We start from the raw sequence: 21,772 nt of genomic DNA, 5'->3' as shown, positions 1-21,772 counted from the left end.
GATCGTCGAGGCGCTAGCGCGAGGCGCCGGCCACCCGCGCGGCAGGTTCGGCCAGGGTCTGCTCGAGTACCCGCAGGACTTCCTTCGCGGTATTTTCGGAATGCTCGCGCAGGATCTGCGGCAGGCGTGGGCGGCCCGCTTCGCGCAGGGCGGCCATGATGGCCTCGTGTTCCTCGTGCGATTCCTGCCAGCGCAGCATTTCGGTGTTGGCCGCGCCCCGGGCGCGATGCACCTTGCTCATCAGCGTGGCGTAGATGCCGGACAGCACGGCGTTGTCCGCGCTATCGACGATCAGTTGGTGGATTTCCTGGTTGATGCGGAAGTAATCCGTGCGCCGGCCGGCCGCATGCGCGTCGATCATGGACTGGTGCTTGCGCTCGATCTTCGCCAGCGCCGCATCGCTCATGCGCCGCGCCACCAGTCCCCCGGCGTGGGCTTCCAGCCCGTGCAGGGTTTCAAAGGTTTCGCGCAGTTCCTCGAGGTCCAGCGGCGCCACGCGATAGCCGATGTATTGGCGATGCAGCACCAGCCCTTCGGACACCAGCACCTTCAGCGCCTCACGCAGGGGCGTCTTCGACACGTCGAACGCTTCGCAGAACGCTTTCTCGTCCATGCGGACCCCGGGCGGCAGCTCGCCCTCCTGAATCATCGTGCGCAGCCGCGCCGCGATTTCGGCGGACATGCCAAGTGTGCGGAGTCGGGCAGTTTTGGGCAGCGCTTGTGTCACGGACATCACCAGAATGGGGAAATTGCACTGAAGCGAAGCGTATCACACCCGGAATTGGTGCTTACCCTATGCATATAAATCAATGACTTACACGCGTTGTAATTACAGATTACGTATCCTATACTCCGTCACAGTTGCGCGACACCCGGATTAGAAACGCCTCGACAACGCAGCACCAAGGAGCAAGGAGACCCCCGTCATGCCATCCACGAGCCAGGCCGCCGCCACCATGCCGGCCCCGCGCAGCACCGTCCGCTGGAAGATCTTCCTGATGATGCTGTTCCTGATCGCGATCAACTACATCGACCGCGCGTCGTTGTCCGTGGCCATGCCGCTGATCGCGAAGGAGTTTGACCTCAGTCCCACCATGCAGGGCCTGATCCTCAGTTCGTTCTTCTGGACTTACGCCCTGATGCAGGTGCCGGGCGGCATGCTGGCGGACAAGTACAAGCCGCGCATCGTGATTGCCTGCGCCACCGTGTTCTGGGGCGCGTTCCAGGCCATGGCCGCCGTGTGCACCAGCGCCACGACGTTGCTGCTGACCCGCCTGGGCCTCGGTGCCGCCGAGGCGCCGATCTATCCGGCCGGCGGCAAGCTCAACGCCATCTGGATGACGCAGAACGAACGCGGCCGTGGTGCCACGCTGCTTGATGGCGGCGCGCCGCTCGGTGCCGCGCTGGGCGCCATCATCATCACCTGGCTGATTGCCGCGCTCGACTCCTGGCGCCTGGCCTTCGTCGTCGCCGGCGTGGGCACCGTCATCGCCGGCGCCGTGGCCTGGTGGTACATCCGCAATTCCCCGCGCCAGCACCCGGGCGTCAACGAACTCGAGGCCCGCTATATCGAGGAAGCCCAGGCCAGCGAGCATCGCGCCGAGCCGGCCAACCTGTCGGGCCGTTCGCTCGATTTCTTCAAGTACCGCTCGGTCTGGTGCATGGCCATCGGCTGGATGTGCTTCAACACCGTGTTCTACGGCCTGCTCACCTGGATGCCCAACTACCTGAACAAGGTGCACGGGTTCGACATCAAGGCGATGGGCGGTGCCAGCTTCATCATTTTCTTCAGCGGCTTCGTCGGCGAACTGATCGGCGGCTGGATCGCGGACAAGTGGAAGGAGGCCGGCGGCCGCCCCAACGTGGTGATGCGTACGCTGTTCGGCATCGCCGCCGTGGTCGCCACCGTGTCGATTTTCTCCGTGGCCTATGTCACCAACGCCACCGTGGTCGTGGCCCTGCTGTCCTCCACGCTGTTCTTCCTGCGCTGGTGCGGCCTGTTCTGGTGCATCCCGTCGATCCTGGGTACCCGTGACAAGATCGGCTTCCTGGGCGGCGTGATGAATCTCGGTGGCAATATCGGCGGCATCTGCGTGCCGATCATCGTCGGCATGATCGTGCAGTTCACCGGCTCGTACTTCCTGGCGCTGATGTTCTTTGCCGCCGCCGGCGTGGGCCTGCTGCTGTCGTCCACGGCTATCGACTACGAAAAGAAGATCCCGGTCTGACGGGCATCGGCTGGAGGAGACCATCATGCAACGATTCCACCCTGTCGTGGCGGCGCTGCTGGCCGCTGGCGCCTTGCTGGCCCAGCCGGCCATGGCCGGCACCGCCACTGCCACCGTCGAAGGCATTCCCACGGCACAGCCCGAGTCGGTCGGCGTGGATTCCACGCGGCTCGTCGCCTTGTCCGAATGGATCCGGCGCGACAAGCTCGACGTGCGCAGCCTGCTCGTCATCAAGGACGGCAAGATTGTGTTCGAGCGCTACGGCGACGGCCTCTCGCGGGACTACAACCACGAGCTTTACTCCGTCACCAAGTTCATCAGCGCGCTGCTGGTGGGCACGCTGGTCGGCGACGGCAAGCTCAGCGCGAGCGACGCGCCGGCCCCCAGGCTGGCCGCCGCGCGCCCCGACCTGGCCCCGTCACTGGCGGACAAGCAGCAGATCCAGCTCCGGCACCTGATGTCGATGTCGAGCGGGCTGTCGTACAAGCTGGTGGAGGGCACCGACACGCTGTACTACGGCGTGCCGGACCGCCTCAAGGTGGCCGCCTCGGCCAGTGTGCGCGCCAGGCCCGGCACGGAGTTCGACTACATCGACGTCAACCCGGTGCTGGTCGGCGCCACGATCAGCCAGGTCACGGGCATGCCGGAGCAGCAGTACGCCGCGCAGCGCCTGTTCAAGCCGCTGGGGATGTCGCACTACCGCTGGGACGGTGCCGACGGCAAAGGCGCGGTGTCCGGTGGCTGGGGGCTGCGCCTGCGCTCGCTCGACATGGCCCGGCTCGGCATGCTGATGCTGAACCAGGGCCGCTGGAACGGCCAGCAGATCGTGCCCGCCTCGTGGGTGGCCCAGATGACCACGCCGTCCGGCCCCGCCGGGGACTACGGCTACTACTGCTGGGTCAACAACATCGTCAAGAGCGAGCGCGAGTTCAGCGCGATGGGCTACAAGGGCCAGTTCATCACGGTGCTGCCCAAGCAGAACGCGGTGATCGTCATGAACAGCATCATGTCGACGCAGGGCGGCCTGCGCGATGCGAAGTACCTGGACCTCTATCGCCAGATGGTTAACGACTACGTGCTTCCCGCGCTGCAGGCCGGCAACACCGTCAAGCCGGACGCCGCGCGACAAGCCGCGTTGAAGCGGGAACTGGAGCTGGCGCGTACCAGCCAGGGCGTGCCCGGCACGCAGCTCGCCTTCAACGACAAGCCCGAACAATAAAACCAATACAACCCGCAGAGGCGCCGCTCCCAGACGGTGCCCGCAAACTCCTGAGAACCAACCATGAGCAAACAGATTCGCCTTGGCATGCTGACGCCGTCTTCCAACACCGCGCTGGAGCCCATTACCAGCGCGATGGTCAGCGGCTTGCCCAACGTCAGCGCGCATTTCTCGCGCTTCACGGTCACCGAGATTTCGTTGCGTGACCAGGCGCTGGGTCAGTTCGACCTGGAGAAGATCCTCGCGGCGGCCCGCCTGCTGGCCGATGCCCGTGTCGACGTGATTGCGTGGAACGGCACGTCGTCCGGCTGGCTCGGCTTCGACCGTGACCAGGCGCTGTGCAAGCAGATCACCGAAGCTACCGGCATTCCCGCCACCACTTCGGTCCTGGCCCTGAACGAGATCCTCGAGAAGACCGGCGCGCGCCGCTTCGGCCTGGCCACGCCCTATCTCGATGATGTGCAGCAGCGCATCATCGCCAACTACCAGCGCAGCGGCATCGACTGCTCGGCGGAGCGCCACCTGGACCTCCACGTGAACTACAGCTTCGCCGAGGTCGAGGAAGACACCATCCGCACGATGGTGCGCGCGCTGGCGAAGGAGAACGTGCAGGCCATCTCCACGTTCTGCACCAACCTGCACGCCGCCCATCTGGCGGAGGAACTGGAAGCCGAGACGGGCATCCCGCTCTACGACACGATCTCCACGGTCGTGTGGAAGTCGCTGCGCCTGGCCGGCGTGGACACCCGCACCCTGAAGGGCTGGGGCCGGCTGTTCCGCGAAGTCGAGTAAACAAGGCCGCGTAACGGAGGGATGACCATGCCTGCAGACAACATTCTTGACCTCGTGATCCGCAATGCGGACGTGGTCACCGCTTCGGACCGCTTCCGCTGTGACATCGGCGTGCGCCACGGCCGCATCGTGGCGCTCGGGCACGACCTGCCCGCCGCCGCAACGGAAGTCGACGCCACGGGCCTGCTGGCCTTGCCCGGCGGCGTCGACGGCCATTGCCACCTGGACCAGCCCATGCCGGAAGGCATGCGCATGGCCGACGATTTCTTCACCGGCACGCGCGCGGCGGTGTGCGGCGGCACCACCACGGTGATCCCGTTCGCCGCGCAGGAGAAGGGCCATTCGCTGCGTGCGGCGGTGGCCGACTACCATCGCCGCGCCGAGGGCCGCGCGGTGATCGACTACGCCTTCCACCTGATCGTGGCGGACCCGACGCCCGCCGTGCTGCAGGACGAACTGCCGGCGCTGATCCGCCAGGGCTACAGCTCGTTCAAGGTCTACATGACCTACGACGACCTGAAGCTGTCGGACCGCGAAATGCTGGAAGTGCTGGACGTGGCCCGCCAGAACAAGGCGCTGGTGATGGTGCATGCCGAGAATGCCGATTGCATCTCGTGGCTGACCGACAAGCTGGTCGGCGAAGGCCGCATCGCGCCGCGCTTCCACGGGCTGGCGCGCCCCGCCGTGGTGGAGCGGGAAGCCACGCATCGCGCGATCTCGTTCGCGGAACTGGTCGATGTGCCGATCCTGATCGTGCACGTGTCCGGCAAGGAAGCCATCGAGCAGATCCGCTGGGCGCAGGGCCGTGGCATGAAGATCCTCGCCGAGACCTGCCCGCAATACCTGTACCTGACCGCCGAAGACATGGGCCTGCCCGGCGACGACGGCTACGAAGGCGCCAAGTGCGTGTGCAGCCCGCCGCCGCGCGACCCGGAGAACCAGGCCGCCGTGTGGCGCGCGCTGGCCAACGGCGTGTTCAGCGTGTTCTCGTCCGACCACGCCCCGTTCAACTACGACGATCCCGAGGGCAAGAAGCTCGGCGGGACGGCGCAACCGTTCGACCACATCCCCAACGGCGTGCCCGGCATCGAGACCCGCCTGCCGCTGCTGTTCGATGGCGTGACGCGCGGCAAGCTGTCGCTGCACCAGTTCGTCGAATTGACGTCGTACCGGGCGGCCAAGCTGTACGGGCTCTATCCGCGCAAGGGCACCATCGCGATTGGCGCCGATGCCGATATCGTGCTGTGGGATCCGGCGCGCCAGGTGCGCATCGCCAATAGCAACCTGCACCACGCCGTGGACTACACGCCGTACGAGGGCATCGAGGTGACCGGCTGGCCGATGACCACCTTCTCGCGCGGCGAAATGATCGTGCGCAATGGCGAATACCTGGAACCGACGGCCGGCCGTGGCCGGTTCCTCGAAGCGGGCCAACCCGAGATCTGATGGCGCAAACCATGAACCTGTTGATCGTCAATCCCAATATCAGCGCGTCGGTGACCGACCTGATCCACGCGGAGGCGCAGCGTACCGCCGCGCCGGACACCCGCATCACGATGGCCACGGCGGCGTTTGGCGTGGCCTATATCGAAACCCGCTTCGAGGCGCTGGTGGGCGGCTATGCCACCGCGTGCGCGGCGGCCGAGCATGCCGGCCAGTTCGACGGGCTGGTGGTCGCCGCCTTCGGCGATCCCGGTCTGGCCGGCCTGAAGGAGCTGTTCGATGTGGCGGTCGTCGGCATGACCGAAGCCGCGCTGGCCAGCGCCTGCCTGCTGGGACAGCGCTTCTCAATCATCGCGATTTCGCATCGCATTGAAGCGTGGTATCGGGAGTGCGTGGCCGCCAATGGCCTGACGTCGCGCCTGGCCAGCATCCGCTCCTTGCAGTCGCCGCTGCGCGATATCGGCAGCGTGCAGGAGGAYCATGCGGMRCGGCTGGAGGMRMTGAGCCTGMARGCGGTGCGSGAGGAYGGCGCYGATGTGATCATCGTGGCCGGTGCGCCGCTGGCCGGGCTGGCGCGCTCGCTCAAGGGGAAGATTCCGGTGCCCGTGGTGGATGGCGTGAGCAGCGCCGTGCGGCACTGCGAGTCGCTGGTGGCCCTGCAGGCCGGCAGCGCGCGGGAAGGCAGCTTCGCGCGGCCCCCGCAGAAGCCCAACACGGGCTTGCCACCGGCGCTGGCGCGGCTGCTGGCAGAGGGCCGTTAGAGCACGTTGGAGGGGCCGATGGCCGCGAGCGTGGGGCAACCCGCCAGCGCCATGGCCACTTCCAGTTCGGCTTGTAGCAACGTCAGCATATGGGCCACGCCGGGCATGCCGCCCACGGCCAGCGCATGCAGTACGGGCTGTCCGACCAGGACGGCCGAAGCCCCGAGTGCGATGGCCTTGACGATATCCGTCCCACGCCGCACGCCGCCGTCGAGCAGCACCGGCACGCGGCCGGCCACCGCCGTGGCGACGGCGGGCAGGCAGTCGATGGTCGCGGGAACGGTGTCCAGCGTCCGGCCGCCATGGTTGGAGACGATGATGCCCGAGACGCCGGCGTCCAACGCCGGCCCGACATCGGCCGGATTGAGCAGCCCCTTGACCAGCACCGGCAACGCCGTCTGCCGGCACAGCGCCTCGACATCGGCCCATGTGGGCGTGTGGTCCAGCATGCCCTGGAAGACCGGGCTGCCGTGCGTGGCCCGGGCGGGCGGATTCGGCGGAAAGGCGTCCAGGTTCACCGGCCGGACATCGTCCGGCAGGCGGAATCCTGCACGCTGCTCGATATTGCGGATGCCGCTGACAGCGGCGTCGATGGTCAGGACGATCGCCTTGTAGCCGGCCTGTTCGGCCCGGCGCACCAGCGCCTGCGTGTCCTGCGGCCGGGTCTGGAAATAGAGCTGGAACCAGAGCGGCACCGTCGCGGCACGCGCTACCTCCTCCAGCGTCACGCTGGCCTGCGTGCTGACCGTCATCCACGTGCGCGTCAGCGAGGCCGCCTGCACCGTGGCCAGTTCGCCGTCCGGGTGCACCAGCTTGTGATACGCGGTGGGGGCCATCAGGATCGGATAGGCCAGCGTCTCCCCGAACAGGGTCTGCTGCGCGGACGCTCCCGACAGTTCGACAAGCGCCCGTGGCATCAGCCGCAGGCGCTGGAATGCGGCGCTGTTCTCGCGCTGCGTGATGCCATCCGCCGCCGCCCCGGCGATGTAGGCCCGGATCGACGGCTCCACCCGTGCGTGGAAGTGGCGCTCATAGTCGCCCAGCGACACGGTGTCCGGCGGAATCTGCATCGCGCTCACAGCTCGGACCAGCGCCTGAGCAGGTTGTGATAGTGGTTGACGAGGGACAGCACGGCGGGCTTGTCATCGCCCAGTTCCTTGCGGATCTCGATGATCGCCAGGTCCAGTTCGTAGAGCATGCTGCGCTGGCCCTCGTCCTTGACCAGCGACTGGGCCCAGAAGAACGACGCCCAGCGCGCGCCGCGCGTGACGGGCGTCACGGCATGCAGCGAGGACGCCGGATAGACCACCAGATGCCCCGCCGGCAGCTTCACCGAGTGGGAGCCGTAGAGATCCTGGATCACCAGTTCGCCGCCATCGTATTCGTCCGGATCGGACAGGAACAGCGTGCTGGACACATCGGCGCGAATCCGCATGCCGCCCGTGCCGGGCACGGTGCGGATGGCGTTGTCGACGTGGTTGCCGAAGGTCATGTCGCTTTCGTAGCGATTGAACATCGGCGGCAGCACTCGCAGCGGCAGCGCGGCGGAGTGATAGCGCTCGCTGCGGCCCAGGGCATTGAGAACGAGTTCGCCGAGTTCCTGCGCCTCGGCGCTCTCGACGGGAATCTGCAGGTTGCGCTTGGCCCTGGCGGCGAGGTCACCGGCCGACACGCGCCCGTCGATCCATTGCGATTGCTCGAGGCGGCCTCGGCAATACTGGATCTCGGCAGGGGTCAGCACATCGGGAATCTGGACAAGCATGGCGTTTGAGACGATGAAACGGTGAGGGCCGGCTGTCCGGCCGGCCCGGTACTTCAGCTTAGAACGTCATGCCGACGTTCAGCAGGAACGTGCGGCGCGAGGTCGGCACGGCACGCACGGCACCGAACGACGACTGGTAGTTCAGGTGGTTCGTGAGATTGTAGCCGTTCAGGGAGATGCGGTACTTGCCCTGCTTGTAGCCGATCATGGCATCCAGCGAGAAGTTGTCCGGCATCTTCGTGGTATTCGCCGAATCCGCCCAGTAGCCGGTGGCGTACTGCAGGCCGCCGCCGATGGTCAGTTGGCCCGGCACCGGCAGGATCGAGTGGGGGATGTCGTACGCGGTCCACAGCGTAACGTTGTGACGCGCCACGCCCGGCGCCACGTTGCCCACCGTGGAAGCGGTGGAGGCCGACGTGACCTCGCCGTTCAGGTAGGCGTAGGCCACGTTGGCCGTCCAGCCGCCGACGATGCGCCCGCTCAGGCCCAGTTCCAGGCCACGGATGCGGCGGCCTTCGCCTGTATCAGAGAAGCCGTTGGTGATGTCGCCGGTGGTCGGGTCCACCGTGTAGGCGTTGGTCTTCTTCGTCTGGAAGAGGGCACCGGTCACGCCCAGGCGCTTGTCCAGGAAGTCGAGCTTGGCGCCCACTTCGATGGTGTCCGCGCGTTCCGGCTCGCTGTTGACGCCGTTTTGCGGCACTTCCGAGGCCACGCCGCCCACTGCCACGGCGATATCCGTGCCCACCGGGCGATACGTGCGCGAGAACGACGTGTAGAACATGTAGTCCTTGGTCGGCTCCCAGATCGCGCTGATGGCCGGGCTCAGCTTCTTCGAGTCGGCGGCGCCGCCCAGCGACGAGGCGCTCGTAGCGTACTCGCTGCGGAAGTAATCCCAGCGCAGGCTGCCGAGCACCGAGATCTGTTCGGTCAGCCAGACGCGATCGTTCATGAACACGCCAACGTCGATGGCGTTGGCATCGCGCGTGCTGTTGTAGGCCACCGTGGCGTTCGGGCTGTTGTAGAAGACCGGGTTCACCACCGTCTGGTTGTTCATGCGGCCGGTCCACGTGCCCTGGTCGCGGTGATCGCGCTGGTACATGGTGTCCAGGCCGACCATCGCCTTGTGGCGGAAGCTGCCGGTATGGAACTCGCCCTTGGCGCTCAGCACGTTCTGGACGCCCCAGCCGCGCTGCAGGTAGCTCGAGCCGCCGCCGGCACCGTAGGACAGGGCCACGTTGCGGCCTGCCATCAGGGACTGGAGGTTGGCGTAGGACAGGGCGGCCGGGGCGGTCGACGAGAAGTCGCGCTCGTAGAAGCTGAAGCGCGTGTCGTTGCTGATGGTGATGCCGTTGTCGAGGCGCGTGAAGAAATTCGACGAGACGATGTGCGCGTCGGTGGTGTCGCGGTCGGTGTTGCGGATGTACGAGGTGGAGGACGAGATGCCCGGCACGCCGTACTGCGTCAGCGGGCGATAGATGCCGTCGGCACCGGCCGCGACGGGCACGCCGTAGTCCGGCGCGCCGCTGCGGTGCAGGTAGGAGTAGTTAAGGTGCCATTCGGTGCTGGTGCCCAGACCCGTGCCGAAGTCGATGGCCACGCCGCGACGGTCGTCGTCCACGTGATCGCGATCGGCCACGCGGCCGTTCTGGAACACGCCGTTCACGCGCAGCGCCGTCGTATCGTTCAGGCGGAAGTTGCTGTCCAGCGTGGTGCGATAGGTCGCGTCCGTGGCGAAGCCCTGGTCGATGCTGGTGCTGGTGTTCAGGTTGGCTTTCTTGGTGGTCTGGTTGATCAGGCCACCGATGTTGCCCACGCCGAAGCTCTCGCCGGACGGGCCCTTGATGACTTCCACGCTCTCGGTATTGAACGCGTCGCGCTTGTAGGCGCCGAAGTCGCGCAGGCCATCGACGTAGATATCGCCCTTGGCCGACAGGCCGCGAATGCGGAACTGGTCGCCGTTCTGGCCGCCGTTGCCTTCCCCGGTGGAGATGGTGATCCCCGGCACGTTCTTCAGGATCTGCTCCAGCGACGTGGCGTGCTGCTGCTCGATGATCTCCTGCGGCACCACGTTGATGGTCTTCGGCGTTTCCTTGACCGTGTCCTGCAGGCGGGAGATGCCCAGCGTCGCCTCGTTGGTGTTGCGCGAGGACTGGCCGACCACGGTGACCGGGGGCAGGACGTTGCTGGGCTTGGCCGTGCCGGCGGGCGCGTCTTCCTTGCCTGCCGTCTGGGCGTGGACGGCCAGCGGCAGGGTGGTGGCGGTCATGACCAGGCCTGCGGAGGCGCCCGAGACCAGCAGGCGGATCGCGCCCGATATCGCTTTTTGTTGCACTGTGACTCCAGCTTGATTGACAACGGACTTGACGTTCTGCCGTGCCCAAACTGGACCAGAGACCTTCCCCGTCAGAAGGTGGAATGCACATCGCCGCCGATAAGGCGGGCACTAGTCATCACGTCAAAATGAGAATGATTAGCATTTAATGTTGTCCGGGTTTGTTCGATTGTGGCGAAATGTTGCAGCGCTGTGAAAAGCGACGGCGGCGGGCCGGCGCCTAGTTCGGCAGTTCGATCACCGCACGCAGGCCGCCTTCCCGGCGATTTTGCAATGTGACGTCTCCGCCATGTGCGCGAATGCAGGAGCGGGCGATGGCCAGCCCGAGGCCCAGTCCGCCCCCCATGCCACCCGTGTCCATGCTGCGTGCGGAGTCCAGCCGGGCAAACGGCTCGAAGACCCGGCCCAGATGTTCCGGCGCGATGCCGGGGCCGCTGTCGTCGACCTCGATCCGCAAGGTCTGGCCCAGCGTGTCCGCCAGGACCGTGACGCACACGGCGCCGTAGCGCGCGGCGTTGTCGATCAGGTTGTTCAGCGCGCGCTTCAGATGCACGGGGCGGCAGCGGTAGAACGCCGCCGTATCCACGTGCGCGCTCCAGGCGACGTCGCGGCCCTGGATGCGGTGGCTGTCCACCACGTCGCCAACCAGTTCCCCGATCGGCACGTCCTGCGTGGCCTCCTGCAGGGCATCGTCGCGGGCAAACTGCAACGTTTCCTCCACCATTACGCTCATTTCCTCGAGCGTCTGGATCATGGCCTCGCGCAGTTCGGCATCGTCGATCAGCTCTACCCGGATGCGCAGCGAGGTCAGCGGCGTCCGCAGGTCATGGCCGATGGCGGCAATCATCTGCGTGCGCCCGTTGACGAAGCGCACCAGGTTCTCCTGCATGTCGTTGAATGCCTGGGTGATCTCGCGCACGCCGCTCAGCCCGTCCGGCCGGGGCAGCACCACCTGTTCGCCCCGGCTGACGCGCCGGGAGGCTTCCGTGAGCAGCCGGAGCGGCCGCATGATGCGCCGCCCGAACAGCAGCGCAATGAGCGCCGTGGGCAACATGCCCACCAGCAGCGAGAAGGTCAGCACCCGGCTCCAGTGGGCGGGCAGCATGGTGGGCCAGTGCCGGCTCTCCAGCCATTGCCCATCGGCGAGTTTGAGATCGACATCGAGCGCCCACGCGTGCGTGCCGCGGAATTCCCGCTCCAGCCAGTTGCTGTTGCCGGCCACGCGCTGGGCGGATTCCACCTGCCGCAGCTGGACCTTGACCGACCCATCGGCCGGCAGCTTGAGCAGGGTGCGCAGCCGCTGCGCCAGCGCGCGTTCCTGGTCGCTCGGCTCGGCGATATCGGCGGGATCGGCATGATCGGGGCGCGGCGCGGTGGCCAGCCGGAACGTGGAATCCGGCAGGCTGATGTCCTCGAGCAGCATGTCCGGGTCGGCCGAACGGCCCACCGCGCGGTAGGCGGACTGGATCCGCGTCTCGATCGAGCGGACGTACAAGGGGTGGATGGTCTCGTTGTCGGCACGCCACCAGGACAGCACCAGCACGGCGATGACATGGGCGGCCAGCATCGCCAGCAACCACAACGCCACGAGTTGCCCGGACAGGCTGCGCGGCAACCACTTCATGATTTTTCGACCGTGACCCGGGTGGCGAGCAGGTAGCCGTCGCCGCGCACGGTTTTCAGCATGGCCGGGCGCCGGGGGTCGCATTCCAGCTTCTTGCGCAGCCGGCTGATCTGGCTGTCGATGCTGCGATCGAACGCCACAGTGTCGGTGCGCTGGGTCAGGTCCAGGATCTGGCTGCGGCTCAGCACGCGGTTGGGGTGCTCCAGCAGGGCGCGCAGCAGGTGATATTCGGCGGTGCTGAGCGGCACTTCCTCGTCGGAGGGATTGCGCAACTCGCGGGCGCGGGTGTCGAGAATCCACCCGCTGAAGAGGAAGCGGACTTCGGAAGGCGCCGGCGCGCGCCAGGCATCGGCGGGCGGTACGGGGGCCTGGTTACGGCGCAGCACGCTGCGGATCCGGGCCACCAGTTCGCGGGGGTCGAACGGCTTGACCACGTAGTCGTCCGCGCCAATTTCCAGTCCGGCGATGCGATCCGCCTGATCGGTCACGGCGGTCAGCAGGATCACCGGGGTGCGCAGATGTTCGGACACATAACGGCACAGCGACAGGCCGTTCTCGCCGGGCAGCATCACATCGAGCACGATGAGACTGAAACTGCGCGCCTCCAGCCGTTCGCGCATGGCCCGGCCATCCTCCACTGCCTCGACTTCAAAGTCGAAGCGGCGCATATAGGTGGCTAATGGGTCACGTATGTTCTTGTGGTCGTCGACCAGGAGGATGCTGGGGCGTACATCCATGGCAGGGCAGCACTAAATAAGAATCATTCTATTTTACCGCAAAGCCGCTTGCGTTCCCGGAATCGCCCACGCCAAAGCTGTTGTTTGTGCGCGAAGCGGCGGCGGCGCGCTTGCCGGGGGCTTGCCCATCTTTTAAGATTGGAACAATTCTCATTTGTGTTTGGCTGCGCCAGGCATTTCACTCCAGAGGGCGCATGGCTGCCGCCGCTGAACCCGCAATCCAGGAACACGTCGACGCGCTCTACCAGGGCCACCACCGGTGGCTGCAGGGATGGCTCGGTCGCAAGCTTGGCAATGCCTGCGATGCGGCCGACCTCGCGCAGGACGTCTTCGTGCGCCTGCTGTGCCGGCAGCCCTGCAAGGTGCAGGAGCCGCGCACCTACCTGAGCGCCATCGCCAACGGTCTGGTGATCGACCTGTGGCGGCGCCGGGAACTCGAGACCGCCTGGCTCGAGACCCTCGCCCAACTGCCGGAGGCCCACGCGCCATCCCCGGAAAGCCGGCTCCAGTTCCTCGAAGCCCTGATCGCCATCGACCGCATGCTCGATTCGCTGAAGCCCAAGGTGCGCACCGCGTTCCTGTGGGCGCAGCTCGAAGGGCTGACTTGCCGGCAGATCGGGGAGCGCATGGGCGTCTCGCTGGCCACCGCCGAGCGCTACGTCGCGGCGGCGCTGCGGCAGTGCTACGCCATGCGTTTCGATGTCTGAGGCCGACGCGCCATCCATTCCCCTGCCTATCGTCGATCGCGCGATCGACTGGGCGGTCAAGCTCAACTTTGGCGAGCCCGACCCCGCCGCGCAGCGGGCGTTCGAGCAATGGCTGCAGGCGGACCCGCTCCACGGTCAGGCATGGCGGCGCATCCAGTCGATGCGGGCGGAGTTTTCCGGCGTGCCGTCCCGGCTGGCCCTCGATACCCTCCAGTCCGCCGATGCCCTCCGGGCCGCGCGCGCCCGCAAGCGCCGTCAGGTACTCCGCATGATGGCACTGGCAGGCGTGAGCGTTGTTGCCGCGTCCGGCGTGCGCGAGCTGGCGCCCTGGCAGCGCTGGGTGGCGGACGCGAGTACCGCCACGGGTGAGCAACGAACGCTGCGGCTGGCGGACGGCACCACGCTGGTCTTGAACACGGATACCGCCGTCGGCATCGCGCTGGAGGCGGACCGCCGCGTGATCACGCTGCGCCGGGGCGAAATCCTCGTCACGACGGGGCACGACGACCGCCCATTCTGGGTCCGCACGCCATCCGGCAGCATGCGTGCGCTGGGCACGCGGTTCATGGTCCGGCTGGACGGCGACCGCTCCCGCGTCAGCGTGCAGGAGGGCGCCGTGGCGCTGCATCCGGGTGGCGGCGGGGCCGGCGACATCGCCCGGCCGGGCACCACGTGGTGGCTGGCCGAGGACAGCGTCGCGCTGGCCCCGGCCCAGCCGTTCGCGGCCGATGGGTGGGCGGAAGGAGTGATCGCCGGCAACGACATGCGCCTTGCCGATGTGCTCGCCGAACTCGCGCGCTACCGGACCGGGCGCCTCGTCTGCGATCCACGGGTGGCCAACCTGCGGGTGTCCGGCGCCTATCACGTCGACGATACCGATAGGGCGCTGGCCTTCCTGTCCCAGACCTTGCCGGTCAGGGTGTCCTATCGCACCCGCTTCTGGGTCGTGGTGGGGCCGCAAGATGGCAGTGGCGGCTAGCCGTGGCCGTCTCGCTAAAAAAATCAAGAAATGTTGAGGGGATCTGGATTCTCGTCCGGCCTGTTCTTCAGGAACTCCATTCATACCGGAACAGGGAATCATGCTCGTCAACCGTCTTGCCACTATCGCCCGTACCCCCCGCCTTGCCAGCGCGCCGCAGCTCACGCCGCTGACGCTGGCCGTGCACGGCGCCGTCCTGTGTCTTGGCCTGATCACGGGGGYCGCGCAGGCCCAATCGCCGGCCGCCGCTCCAACAACCGCCCCGGCCGCCGCCCCGACCACCGCGCCGGCCGCCGCCCCGGACGCGCCGACGCTGCCGGCCGTCACGGTCTCCGCCACCACCGAGGGCGACCTGCCGCCGGCCTACGCGGGCGGCCAGGTGGCGCGCGGCGGGCGCATGGGCATGCTGGGCAACAAGGACGTGCTGGACACGCCGTTCGCCACCACCAACTACACGTCCCAGCGCATCGAGGATCAACAGGCCGTGACGCTGGCTGACGTGCTGAACAGCGACCCTTCGGTCCGCTTCACCGGGCAGACCGGTGGCGTCACGGACTCGTTCTTCATTCGCGGATTCCCGATCAACGAGGGCAATCTGTCCGAGATTGCGTTCGATGGCGTCTATGGCGTGTCGCCGAACTACCACCTGTTCACCGAATACATCGAACGCGTGGAAGTGCTGAAGGGCCCCGGCGCGCTGCTGTATGGCATGTCGCCGAACAGCGGTGTGGGCGGCGTGGTGAACATCGTGCCCAAGCGCCCGCTGGCCACCGACCTGACGCGCTTCACGCTCGATTACGCCTCCGACGCCCAAGTGGGCGGCGCGGTGGACCTGAGCCGCCGCTTTGGCGAAGAGAAGCAGTGGGGCATCCGCTTCAACGGCCTGCACCGCCAGGGCCCGACCGCGCTGGACAACCAGAAGTCCCGTGCCGAGGTGGCCGCGCTCTCGCTCGACTACAAGAGCGACCGCCTGCGCGCCTCGCTCGACGTGATCGAGCAGTACCAGTGGATCGACGCGCCGACGCGTCCTTTCCTGGTCGCCGCCGGCATTCAGGTGCCCGACGCCCCGGACGGCCGCCGCAACGTGACGCAGCCCTGGGGATGGTGGAAGTCCAACGACATCTCCACGTTGCTGCACGCCGAGTACGACGTGACCGACAACGTGACGATCTTTGCCGACGCCGGCGGCACCCGTTCCGACGTGGCGCGCCTGTCCGACCAGACGCCGACCATCCTGAACAGCAGCGGCGCGACCTCGGCCGTGCCGCAGAACTGGAAGTTTCAGGTCAACCGGTCGACCTTCGATACCGGCGTGCGCACCAAGTTCGAGACCGGCCCGGTCCGCCACGCGCTGGCGCTGCAGGCCAACCTCTATATGGACCGGATTGCCAACGCCAACGTGGCCGGCACGCCGGTGCTGTCCAATATCTACGCGCCGGTCGACCGCCCCGAGCAGCACATCGCCACGCCGCAACGGGTGCCGAAGGTATCGGACTCCACGCTCTCCGGCGTGGCGCTGGCTGACACGCTGAGCGCGCTCGATGACCGCGTCTCCCTGACCCTCGGCCTGCGCTACCAGCAGGTGAAGTCGGGCAACTACAACGCCAGCGGCGTGAAGACCGCTGACTACGACGAGAGCGCGGTCACCCCGCTGGCCGGCATCGTGTTCCGTCCGTGGCAGCAGGTGTCCTTCTACGCGAACTACGTGGAAGGGCTGAGCAAGGGCGACATCGCCCCGGCCACGGCTGCCAACGCCGGGCAGGTGTTCTCGCCCTACAAGACCAAGCAGAAGGAGGTGGGTGTCAAGGTCGACACCGGCAAGATGATGGCCACGCTGGCCGCGTTCCGCATGAACAAGCCCAGCGGCCAGCTCACCGGCACGATCTACAACGTCGACAGCGAGCAGCGCAACCAGGGCCTGGAACTGACCCTGTCCGGCGAGGTGGTCAAGCACGTGCGCCTGCTGGGCGGCGTGACCTGGCTCGATGCCGAGCTGACCCGCACCAACAGCGCCGCCACGCTCGGCAACCGTCCGGTGGGCGTGCCTACCGTGATGGCCAATGTCGGCGCGGAATGGGACCTGCCCTGGGTGCCCGGCCTGACGCTGACCAGCGCGGTCAACTACACCGGCGGCGAGTACGTCAACCAGGCCAATACGCAGCGCGTGCCGTCCTGGACCACGGTGGACTTCGGGGCGCGCTACCGCACCTCGGTGTATGGCAAGCACACGACCTTCCGGGCCGGCCTGTTCAACGCCTTCAATCGCAACTACTGGTCCGGTGTTGCATCTTATGGAACCATTTCCCTCGGTGCGCCGCGTACCTTCCTGGCTTCGGTTTCCGTGGCCTTCTGACGCATCGCCGGGGTGGTCGCTGACCGCCCTCGGCCTGGCCGTCTCCTCCGCGATGTCACTGTCGGCGTATGCCGAGGTGGCGCAGGTGGTCGGGCTGGCTGGCCAGGCCGGAACCTTCTCCATCGCGCCGGGCCCGCTGCACGCCACGCTGCTGCGGTTCGCGCGCGAGACCGGCATCGATCTTTCCTACGACACGGCCCTGCTCGGCGATTTGACGAGCCCGGGCCTGCACGGCACCTACACGATTCCCGATGGCCTGCGTGCGCTGCTCGAAGGCAGCGGCCTGCAGGCCGTGGCGCTGCCCGGCGGCGGATTTTCCGTGCGACGCGTGCCGACGCTGCCGACCGTGACCGTGACGGACGCGGCGCTGCACCCGGGACAGCCGGCGCCCGGGTTTGCCGGCGACCAGATCGCGCGGACGGCGCGCCTCGGCATGCTGGGCGATACGGATGTGATGGACGCGCCGGTGCAGGTCCTCAGCTACACCGACACCGCCATCCGCGACCAGCAGGCGCAAACCGTGGGCGACATGGTGGCGAACGACGCCTCCGTGCGCTTCGCCAGCCAGCCCGGTGGCATCCTTGACGCCTTCACGATCCGCGGCTTCCCCGTGAACAGCGGCAACTTCGGCGAGGTGGCGCTGGACGGCATGTATGGCGTGGCGTCCAACTACCGCGTCTCCACCGGCTATATCGAACGCATCGAACTGATCAAGGGGCCGACCGGCCTGCTGACGGGCATGGCGCCGGGTGGCAGCGTCGGGGGCAGTCTCAACATCGTTCCCAAACGGGCCACGGACGCCGACCTGACCCGCGTGACGCTGGACTACGCCACGGCCGCGCAGCTGGGCGGCAATCTCGATCTGGGCCGGCGCTTCGGCCCGGGCGGCGCCTTCGGCGTGCGGGTGAACGGCAACTACCGGGCGGGCGAGACGGGGCTGGACAACCAGTCGCGCAATGCCGGCGCCGGCGCACTGGCGCTGGACTATCGCGGCCAGCGCCTGCGCGCGACGCTCGATGTCATCGACCAGTACGAGAAGATCCGCGCGCCGTCGCGGCTGCTGCATATCGTGCCGGGCATCGAGGTGCCCGAGGCGCCCAATGGCCGGCGCAACATCACGCAATCGTGGGAAAACTCGCGTATTCACGACCAGTCGCTGCTGGCCCGGGTGGAATATGACGTGGCCGACCACGTCACGTGGTTCGCCGGCGCGGGGGGCGGGCGGACCCGCGTGGCCCGGCTGTTCGCCATCACGCCGACCATCGTCAACGCAGCCGGGGACGTGCTGGCGTCGGACTCGAACTATCGCTTCAACGTGGCCCGATCCAGCGCGGAGACCGGGCTGCGCGCCCGCTTCGATACCGGCCCGGTGCGCCACCGGCTCAGCGTGGTGGTGAATGCCTACCGGGATCAGCTCGACCGCAATCTGGTGAGCAGCGCCACGATCTCGCAGACGAACATGTACAACCCTGTGCCGCTGCCGGCCCAGGCCATCGACGCCCCGGCGAACGTGCCGAAGGTCTCGGAGAACTGGCTCTCGGGTGTGGCGCTGGCCGATACGCTGTCCATGTGGGATGAGCGCGCGCAGCTGACGCTCGGCCTGCGCCACCAGCGCTTGCGGTCGGAGAACTTCCTGCCGACCGGCGGCACGGCGTCCAGCTATGACCAGACCGCGCTGACGCCGATGGTGGGGCTGGTGGTGAAGCCGGCGGATCATGTGTCGCTGTACGCGAACCGGATCGAAGGGCTGAGCCGGGGCGACACTGCGCCCAACAGCGCCAGCAACGCCGGCGAGGTCTTCGCGCCCTACAAGTCGCGCCAGTACGAGGTGGGGGTCAAGGTCGAGGGGCGGCAGATCATCGGCACGATCAGCGCGTTCCAGATCACCAAACCGGGCGGCCAGATAACGGGGGCGGTGTTCACGGCCGATGGGGCGCAGCGCAACCGGGGGCTGGAGTTCGCCCTGTACGGCACCCCGGTGACGGGGCTGCGCCTGCTGGCCAGCGCCATGGTGCTGGACGCCACGGCCACGGGCAGCACCGCGCCCGGCACGCAAGGCAAGGCGCCGATCGGCGTGGCGCCGCTACAGGCCAATTTCGGGGCGGAATGGGATACCGACATGCTGCCGGGGCTGACGCTGACCGGCGCGGTGGCCTACACGGGCCACCAGTATGTGGATGCGGAAAACACCCAGCGCATTCCGCACTGGACCCGCCTCGACCTCGGCCTGCGCTATCGGACCACGGCGCAGCGCAAGCCGGTGGTGCTGCGGCTCAATGTCCGCAATGTGCTGAACACGCGCGGCTGGGCGGCGGTGGATGCCTACGGTGGCCTGGCTATCGCAGACCCACGGACCGTGCAGGTGTCGGTCTCGATGGACTTCTGAGGACGCTAGCGACGACGGCGACGTAGGCGGCAAACCGGGCCGGGGCGTTGCCGCCCGGGCCCGGTTGCGCGTGTCGGAGGTACTGTCAGTGTCCTCGGTGATTCAGTGCGGCTTGGAAGCCTGCCAGGACGTCGGCGTGCGCCTTTTCATCCACTTGGAGGCCCGCTTCGCGGATGGGGTTCGTCTCGTCTTTTCTTCAAAACGAGAAACAGTTACATTTCAATTCACCCGTTCCCACCCCGGCTCCGGCGCCATGCCGCGAGCCCGACATCTGCCCTCCATGCCGCCGAAGTTTCTGTTCCTGCTTGCTGTGTTTCCCGCCTATCAGATCTGGGACATCTGGCAACTGCATGGCGCGGTCGGCGTCAACTACCACCTCTTGGCCGAGACGGCAGCTACCGTCGTGTTCCTGTGGATCCTCACCGTCGTCTGGCGCGAGCGTCGCCGGACCGCGCGGGAGTTGGCCGAGCTGAAGACCTTGCGGCTGGCCGGGGAGCGCGCGGCGCAGGAGCGCGATGCCACGGCGCGCCAGTCGACCCGGGACTTCCTGAAGCAGATGCAGGCCCAGTTCGAGGCATGGCGGCTGACGCCAGCCGAGAAGGAGGTGGCGCTGCTGCTGGTGAAGGGGCTGTCGCTGGAAGCGATTGCGGGGCTGCGGGAGAGCGGCGCCAAGACGGTGCGCCAGCATGCCGCGAACATCTATGCGAAGGCCAAGCTGGAAGGGCGCCATCAGCTGGCGGCTTACTTCCTGGAAGACTTGATGGCGCCAGTCACGGTGGACTGAGCCAGCCGCCAGCCAACTACCTTAGCGGGCGCTGATATCGATGGCGCCATCAGCCTGGCACGCCGCGCAAAGGCCGACCCAGGCGGTCTGGACCAGCGCGTTGGGCGTCAGCCCGTGGCGCAGCAGGCGCCGGTTTTGCAGCGAGATCAGCGGGTCGTCGTGGATTTCCTCGATCCGCCGGCATTCGGTGCAATAGAAGTGGGCGTGCGCGGAATGGTCGGGCAGTTCGTAGAAGTTGATGCCGCTGCCCGAGCTGGGCACGAAGATCCGGGCCAGCAGGTTCAGGTGGGCCAGTTCATGGATGGCGCGCCGGAAGGTCGAGATGCCGGTGGCATCCGGCAGCCGCGTCATCGCGGCGCAGAGCTGCTCCGGGCTCATATGCCGGACGGGATGCTTGCGCAGCAACAGCAGGACCAGCCGGCGGGAGATCGTCGCAGGAAGGCCGGCGCGCCGCAGTGTCTCGTGGATCCACGCCGCATCTTCCCGCGAGCAGGTGACAGGGAGGGCGCGACCGTCCTCGGTCGGGGTGGACGGCGTCACCTCGTGCTGGAGTTCGGTTCTTCGCGCGGCAGAAACTTTCATCCTCGGGCTACGTGGCATGTCAGGGCGGCCGCGTGGGAACGCGACCAGATCGAGAATGCTAATAAGAACCGCCGCACGCTCGGGGCGGCCGCGGGGCCTTCAGGCACAAATGTCCCGTGGCTGGAGGCCGAAATCCGACGGTACGGGACAAATAGCCCGGACGATCTGTGACTTAAGCGGCATTTATCGTACCGCGCCCGATGGCRTGGTACTCGATTCCGGCGGCCGTCATGGCTTCCGGGTCGTACAGATTCCGGCCGTCGACGATGACCGGCGCCTTCAGGCTGGCGCGGATGGCGCGGAAGTCCGGGCTGCGGAAGACCTTCCACTCGGTGGCGATCACCAGCGCGTCGGCGCCCTGCAGGGCGTCCATCTGGGCATCGCAGAAATGCACCCGGGCGAAGCCGCCGGGGATGTCCGCAAGATCCGTCTCGATCACACGGCGCGCTTCGGGCATCGCCACCGGGTCGTGCACGCGCAGCGCGGCGCCGCGCGACACCAGTTCGCGCGCCAGCACCCGCGACGGGGCTTCCCGCATGTCATCGGTATTCGGCTTGAAGGCGAGGCCCCAGATTGCGAAGGTCTTGCCGGTCAGGTCTTCGCCGAAGCGCTTGATGACCTTGTTGGCCAAGACCTGCTTCTGCGCGTCGTTGACGGCCTCCACGGCCTCCAGCACCCGCATCGGCTTGCCGTACGACGTGGCCGTGCGCATCAGCGCCTGCACGTCCTTCGGGAAGCACGAGCCGCCGTAGCCGGCGCCGGCGTACAGGAAGCTGTAGCCGATGCGCGGGTCGGAGCCGATGCCGAGTCGGACCAATTCGATGTCTGCGCCCACCTCGTCAGCCAGGTTGGCCAGCTCGTTCATGAAGGAAATACGCGTCGCCAGCATCGAATTGGCCGCGTATTTGGTGAACTCGGCCGAGCGCACATCCATATAGAAGGTGCGTTCGTGGTTGCGGTTGAACGGCGAGTACAGCTCGCGCATGATGGCCTTGGCATGGCGGCCGGCCACGTCGGGCGAGCAGCCCAGCACCCGGCCACGTCGGGCGAGCAGCCCAGCACGATGCGGTCCGGGCGCATGAA

At 67.2% G+C, this 21,772-nt stretch carries 18 protein-coding genes; 10 read left to right on the top strand and 8 right to left on the bottom strand.

What is annotated here, in order from left to right:
- Positions 1-13: 13 nt before the first annotated feature.
- Positions 14-733: a GntR family transcriptional regulator gene (locus AC1DEL_RS16515; protein ID WP_092297376.1), complete on the bottom strand. Its 720-nt coding sequence runs from the start codon at positions 731-733 to the stop codon at positions 14-16.
- Positions 734-926: 193 nt separating this feature from the next.
- On the opposite strand from AC1DEL_RS16515, the gene AC1DEL_RS16510 reads away from it, so the two are divergent.
- The 5 genes from AC1DEL_RS16510 (at position 927) to AC1DEL_RS16490 (ending at position 6,443) form a co-directional block, all read left to right on the top strand.
- Positions 927-2,228 carry an MFS transporter gene (locus tag AC1DEL_RS16510; RefSeq protein ID WP_092297379.1) on the top strand — a complete coding sequence of 434 codons (1,302 nt, stop codon included), beginning with the start codon at positions 927-929 and terminating at the stop codon, positions 2,226-2,228.
- 25 nt (positions 2,229-2,253) lie between these two features.
- Positions 2,254-3,447 (top strand): serine hydrolase domain-containing protein, encoded by a 1,194-nt coding sequence (locus AC1DEL_RS16505; RefSeq protein WP_477105680.1) that lies wholly within the window; start codon positions 2,254-2,256, stop codon positions 3,445-3,447.
- 63 nt (positions 3,448-3,510) lie between these two features.
- Positions 3,511-4,239 carry a maleate cis-trans isomerase family protein gene (locus AC1DEL_RS16500; protein WP_477113429.1) on the top strand — a complete coding sequence of 243 codons (729 nt, stop codon included), beginning with the start codon at positions 3,511-3,513 and terminating at the stop codon, positions 4,237-4,239.
- Positions 4,240-4,266: 27 nt separating this feature from the next.
- Positions 4,267-5,685 (top strand): dihydropyrimidinase, encoded by a 1,419-nt coding sequence (hydA, locus tag AC1DEL_RS16495; RefSeq protein ID WP_477126006.1) that lies wholly within the window; start codon positions 4,267-4,269, stop codon positions 5,683-5,685.
- A gap of 11 nt (positions 5,686-5,696) precedes the next feature.
- Positions 5,697-6,443 carry an aspartate/glutamate racemase family protein gene (locus AC1DEL_RS16490; RefSeq protein ID WP_477159134.1) on the top strand — a complete coding sequence of 249 codons (747 nt, stop codon included), beginning with the start codon at positions 5,697-5,699 and terminating at the stop codon, positions 6,441-6,443.
- Here AC1DEL_RS16490 and AC1DEL_RS16485 read toward each other — a convergent pair.
- The 5 genes from AC1DEL_RS16485 to AC1DEL_RS16465 form a co-directional block, all read right to left on the bottom strand.
- Complete coding sequence (locus tag AC1DEL_RS16485) at positions 6,440-7,513, bottom strand: alpha-hydroxy acid oxidase (protein WP_477126005.1); 1,074 nt, start codon at positions 7,511-7,513, stop codon at positions 6,440-6,442. The genes AC1DEL_RS16490 and AC1DEL_RS16485 overlap by 4 nt on opposite strands.
- Before the next feature lie 5 nt (positions 7,514-7,518).
- Positions 7,519-8,205, bottom strand: a complete 687-nt coding sequence (locus tag AC1DEL_RS16480; protein WP_092297391.1) for a Fe2+-dependent dioxygenase — start codon at positions 8,203-8,205, stop codon at positions 7,519-7,521.
- 58 nt (positions 8,206-8,263) lie between these two features.
- Entirely contained in the window at positions 8,264-10,537 is a 2,274-nt protein-coding gene (locus AC1DEL_RS16475) for a TonB-dependent receptor (RefSeq protein WP_441592940.1), read from the bottom strand.
- A 220-nt stretch (positions 10,538-10,757) separates the two neighbouring features.
- A complete protein-coding gene (locus tag AC1DEL_RS16470) occupies positions 10,758-12,161 on the bottom strand; it encodes an ATP-binding protein (protein ID WP_477113431.1) in 1,404 nt (467 codons plus the stop codon).
- Complete coding sequence (locus tag AC1DEL_RS16465) at positions 12,158-12,898, bottom strand: response regulator (protein WP_477113432.1); 741 nt, start codon at positions 12,896-12,898, stop codon at positions 12,158-12,160. The genes AC1DEL_RS16470 and AC1DEL_RS16465 overlap by 4 nt, the downstream gene beginning before the upstream one ends.
- A gap of 194 nt (positions 12,899-13,092) precedes the next feature.
- Between AC1DEL_RS16465 and AC1DEL_RS16460 the strand changes: the two genes are divergently transcribed.
- The 5 genes from AC1DEL_RS16460 to AC1DEL_RS16440 all read left to right on the top strand — a co-directional run bounded on the left by AC1DEL_RS16460 (position 13,093) and on the right by AC1DEL_RS16440 (position 20,107).
- Positions 13,093-13,605 (top strand): sigma-70 family RNA polymerase sigma factor, encoded by a 513-nt coding sequence (locus AC1DEL_RS16460; RefSeq protein WP_441592941.1) that lies wholly within the window; start codon positions 13,093-13,095, stop codon positions 13,603-13,605.
- Complete coding sequence (locus tag AC1DEL_RS16455; protein WP_477126004.1) at positions 13,598-14,584, top strand: FecR domain-containing protein; 987 nt, start codon at positions 13,598-13,600, stop codon at positions 14,582-14,584. The genes AC1DEL_RS16460 and AC1DEL_RS16455 overlap by 8 nt, the downstream gene beginning before the upstream one ends.
- A gap of 100 nt (positions 14,585-14,684) precedes the next feature.
- Complete coding sequence (locus AC1DEL_RS16450) at positions 14,685-16,937, top strand: TonB-dependent receptor (RefSeq protein WP_477159128.1); 2,253 nt, start codon at positions 14,685-14,687, stop codon at positions 16,935-16,937.
- Between the two features lie 52 nt (positions 16,938-16,989).
- Positions 16,990-19,323 (top strand): TonB-dependent siderophore receptor, encoded by a 2,334-nt coding sequence (locus tag AC1DEL_RS16445; RefSeq protein ID WP_477126002.1) that lies wholly within the window; start codon positions 16,990-16,992, stop codon positions 19,321-19,323.
- A gap of 280 nt (positions 19,324-19,603) precedes the next feature.
- Positions 19,604-20,107: a helix-turn-helix transcriptional regulator gene (locus AC1DEL_RS16440; RefSeq protein ID WP_477105687.1), complete on the top strand. Its 504-nt coding sequence runs from the start codon at positions 19,604-19,606 to the stop codon at positions 20,105-20,107.
- A 21-nt stretch (positions 20,108-20,128) separates the two neighbouring features.
- Here the strand turns inward: AC1DEL_RS16440 and AC1DEL_RS16435 are convergent, their stop codons facing one another.
- Together AC1DEL_RS16435 and AC1DEL_RS16430 are read right to left on the bottom strand one after the other, a co-directional pair.
- Positions 20,129-20,689, bottom strand: a complete 561-nt coding sequence (locus tag AC1DEL_RS16435) for a Fur family transcriptional regulator (protein WP_441592944.1) — start codon at positions 20,687-20,689, stop codon at positions 20,129-20,131.
- A gap of 172 nt (positions 20,690-20,861) precedes the next feature.
- A partial coding sequence (locus AC1DEL_RS16430; RefSeq protein ID WP_477159127.1) for a UDP-glucose dehydrogenase family protein occupies positions 20,862-21,772 on the bottom strand: 911 nt, incomplete at its 5' end.

It is taken from the genome of Cupriavidus sp. 10L43_2 (assembly GCF_056395265.1).
This window is presented reverse-complemented; position numbering and strand designations above follow the sequence as displayed.

Coding starts and splice junctions, on each gene's coding strand:
- AC1DEL_RS16435 (WP_441592944.1), bottom strand. CDS start 20,689: ATGAAAGTTTCTGCCGCGCGAAGAACCGAACTCCAGCACGAGGTGACG.
- AC1DEL_RS16515 (WP_092297376.1), bottom strand. CDS start 733: ATGTCCGTGACACAAGCGCTGCCCAAAACTGCCCGACTCCGCACACTT.
- AC1DEL_RS16510 (WP_092297379.1), top strand. CDS start 927: ATGCCATCCACGAGCCAGGCCGCCGCCACCATGCCGGCCCCGCGCAGC.
- AC1DEL_RS16455 (WP_477126004.1), top strand. CDS start 13,598: ATGTCTGAGGCCGACGCGCCATCCATTCCCCTGCCTATCGTCGATCGC.
- AC1DEL_RS16440 (WP_477105687.1), top strand. CDS start 19,604: ATGCCGCCGAAGTTTCTGTTCCTGCTTGCTGTGTTTCCCGCCTATCAG.
- AC1DEL_RS16480 (WP_092297391.1), bottom strand. CDS start 8,205: ATGCTTGTCCAGATTCCCGATGTGCTGACCCCTGCCGAGATCCAGTAT.
- AC1DEL_RS16460 (WP_441592941.1), top strand. CDS start 13,093: ATGGCTGCCGCCGCTGAACCCGCAATCCAGGAACACGTCGACGCGCTC.
- AC1DEL_RS16465 (WP_477113432.1), bottom strand. CDS start 12,898: ATGGATGTACGCCCCAGCATCCTCCTGGTCGACGACCACAAGAACATA.
- AC1DEL_RS16485 (WP_477126005.1), bottom strand. CDS start 7,513: ATGCAGATTCCGCCGGACACCGTGTCGCTGGGCGACTATGAGCGCCAC.
- AC1DEL_RS16445 (WP_477126002.1), top strand. CDS start 16,990: ATGTCACTGTCGGCGTATGCCGAGGTGGCGCAGGTGGTCGGGCTGGCT.
- AC1DEL_RS16505 (WP_477105680.1), top strand. CDS start 2,254: ATGCAACGATTCCACCCTGTCGTGGCGGCGCTGCTGGCCGCTGGCGCC.
- hydA (WP_477126006.1), top strand. CDS start 4,267: ATGCCTGCAGACAACATTCTTGACCTCGTGATCCGCAATGCGGACGTG.
- AC1DEL_RS16470 (WP_477113431.1), bottom strand. CDS start 12,161: ATGAAGTGGTTGCCGCGCAGCCTGTCCGGGCAACTCGTGGCGTTGTGG.
- AC1DEL_RS16500 (WP_477113429.1), top strand. CDS start 3,511: ATGAGCAAACAGATTCGCCTTGGCATGCTGACGCCGTCTTCCAACACC.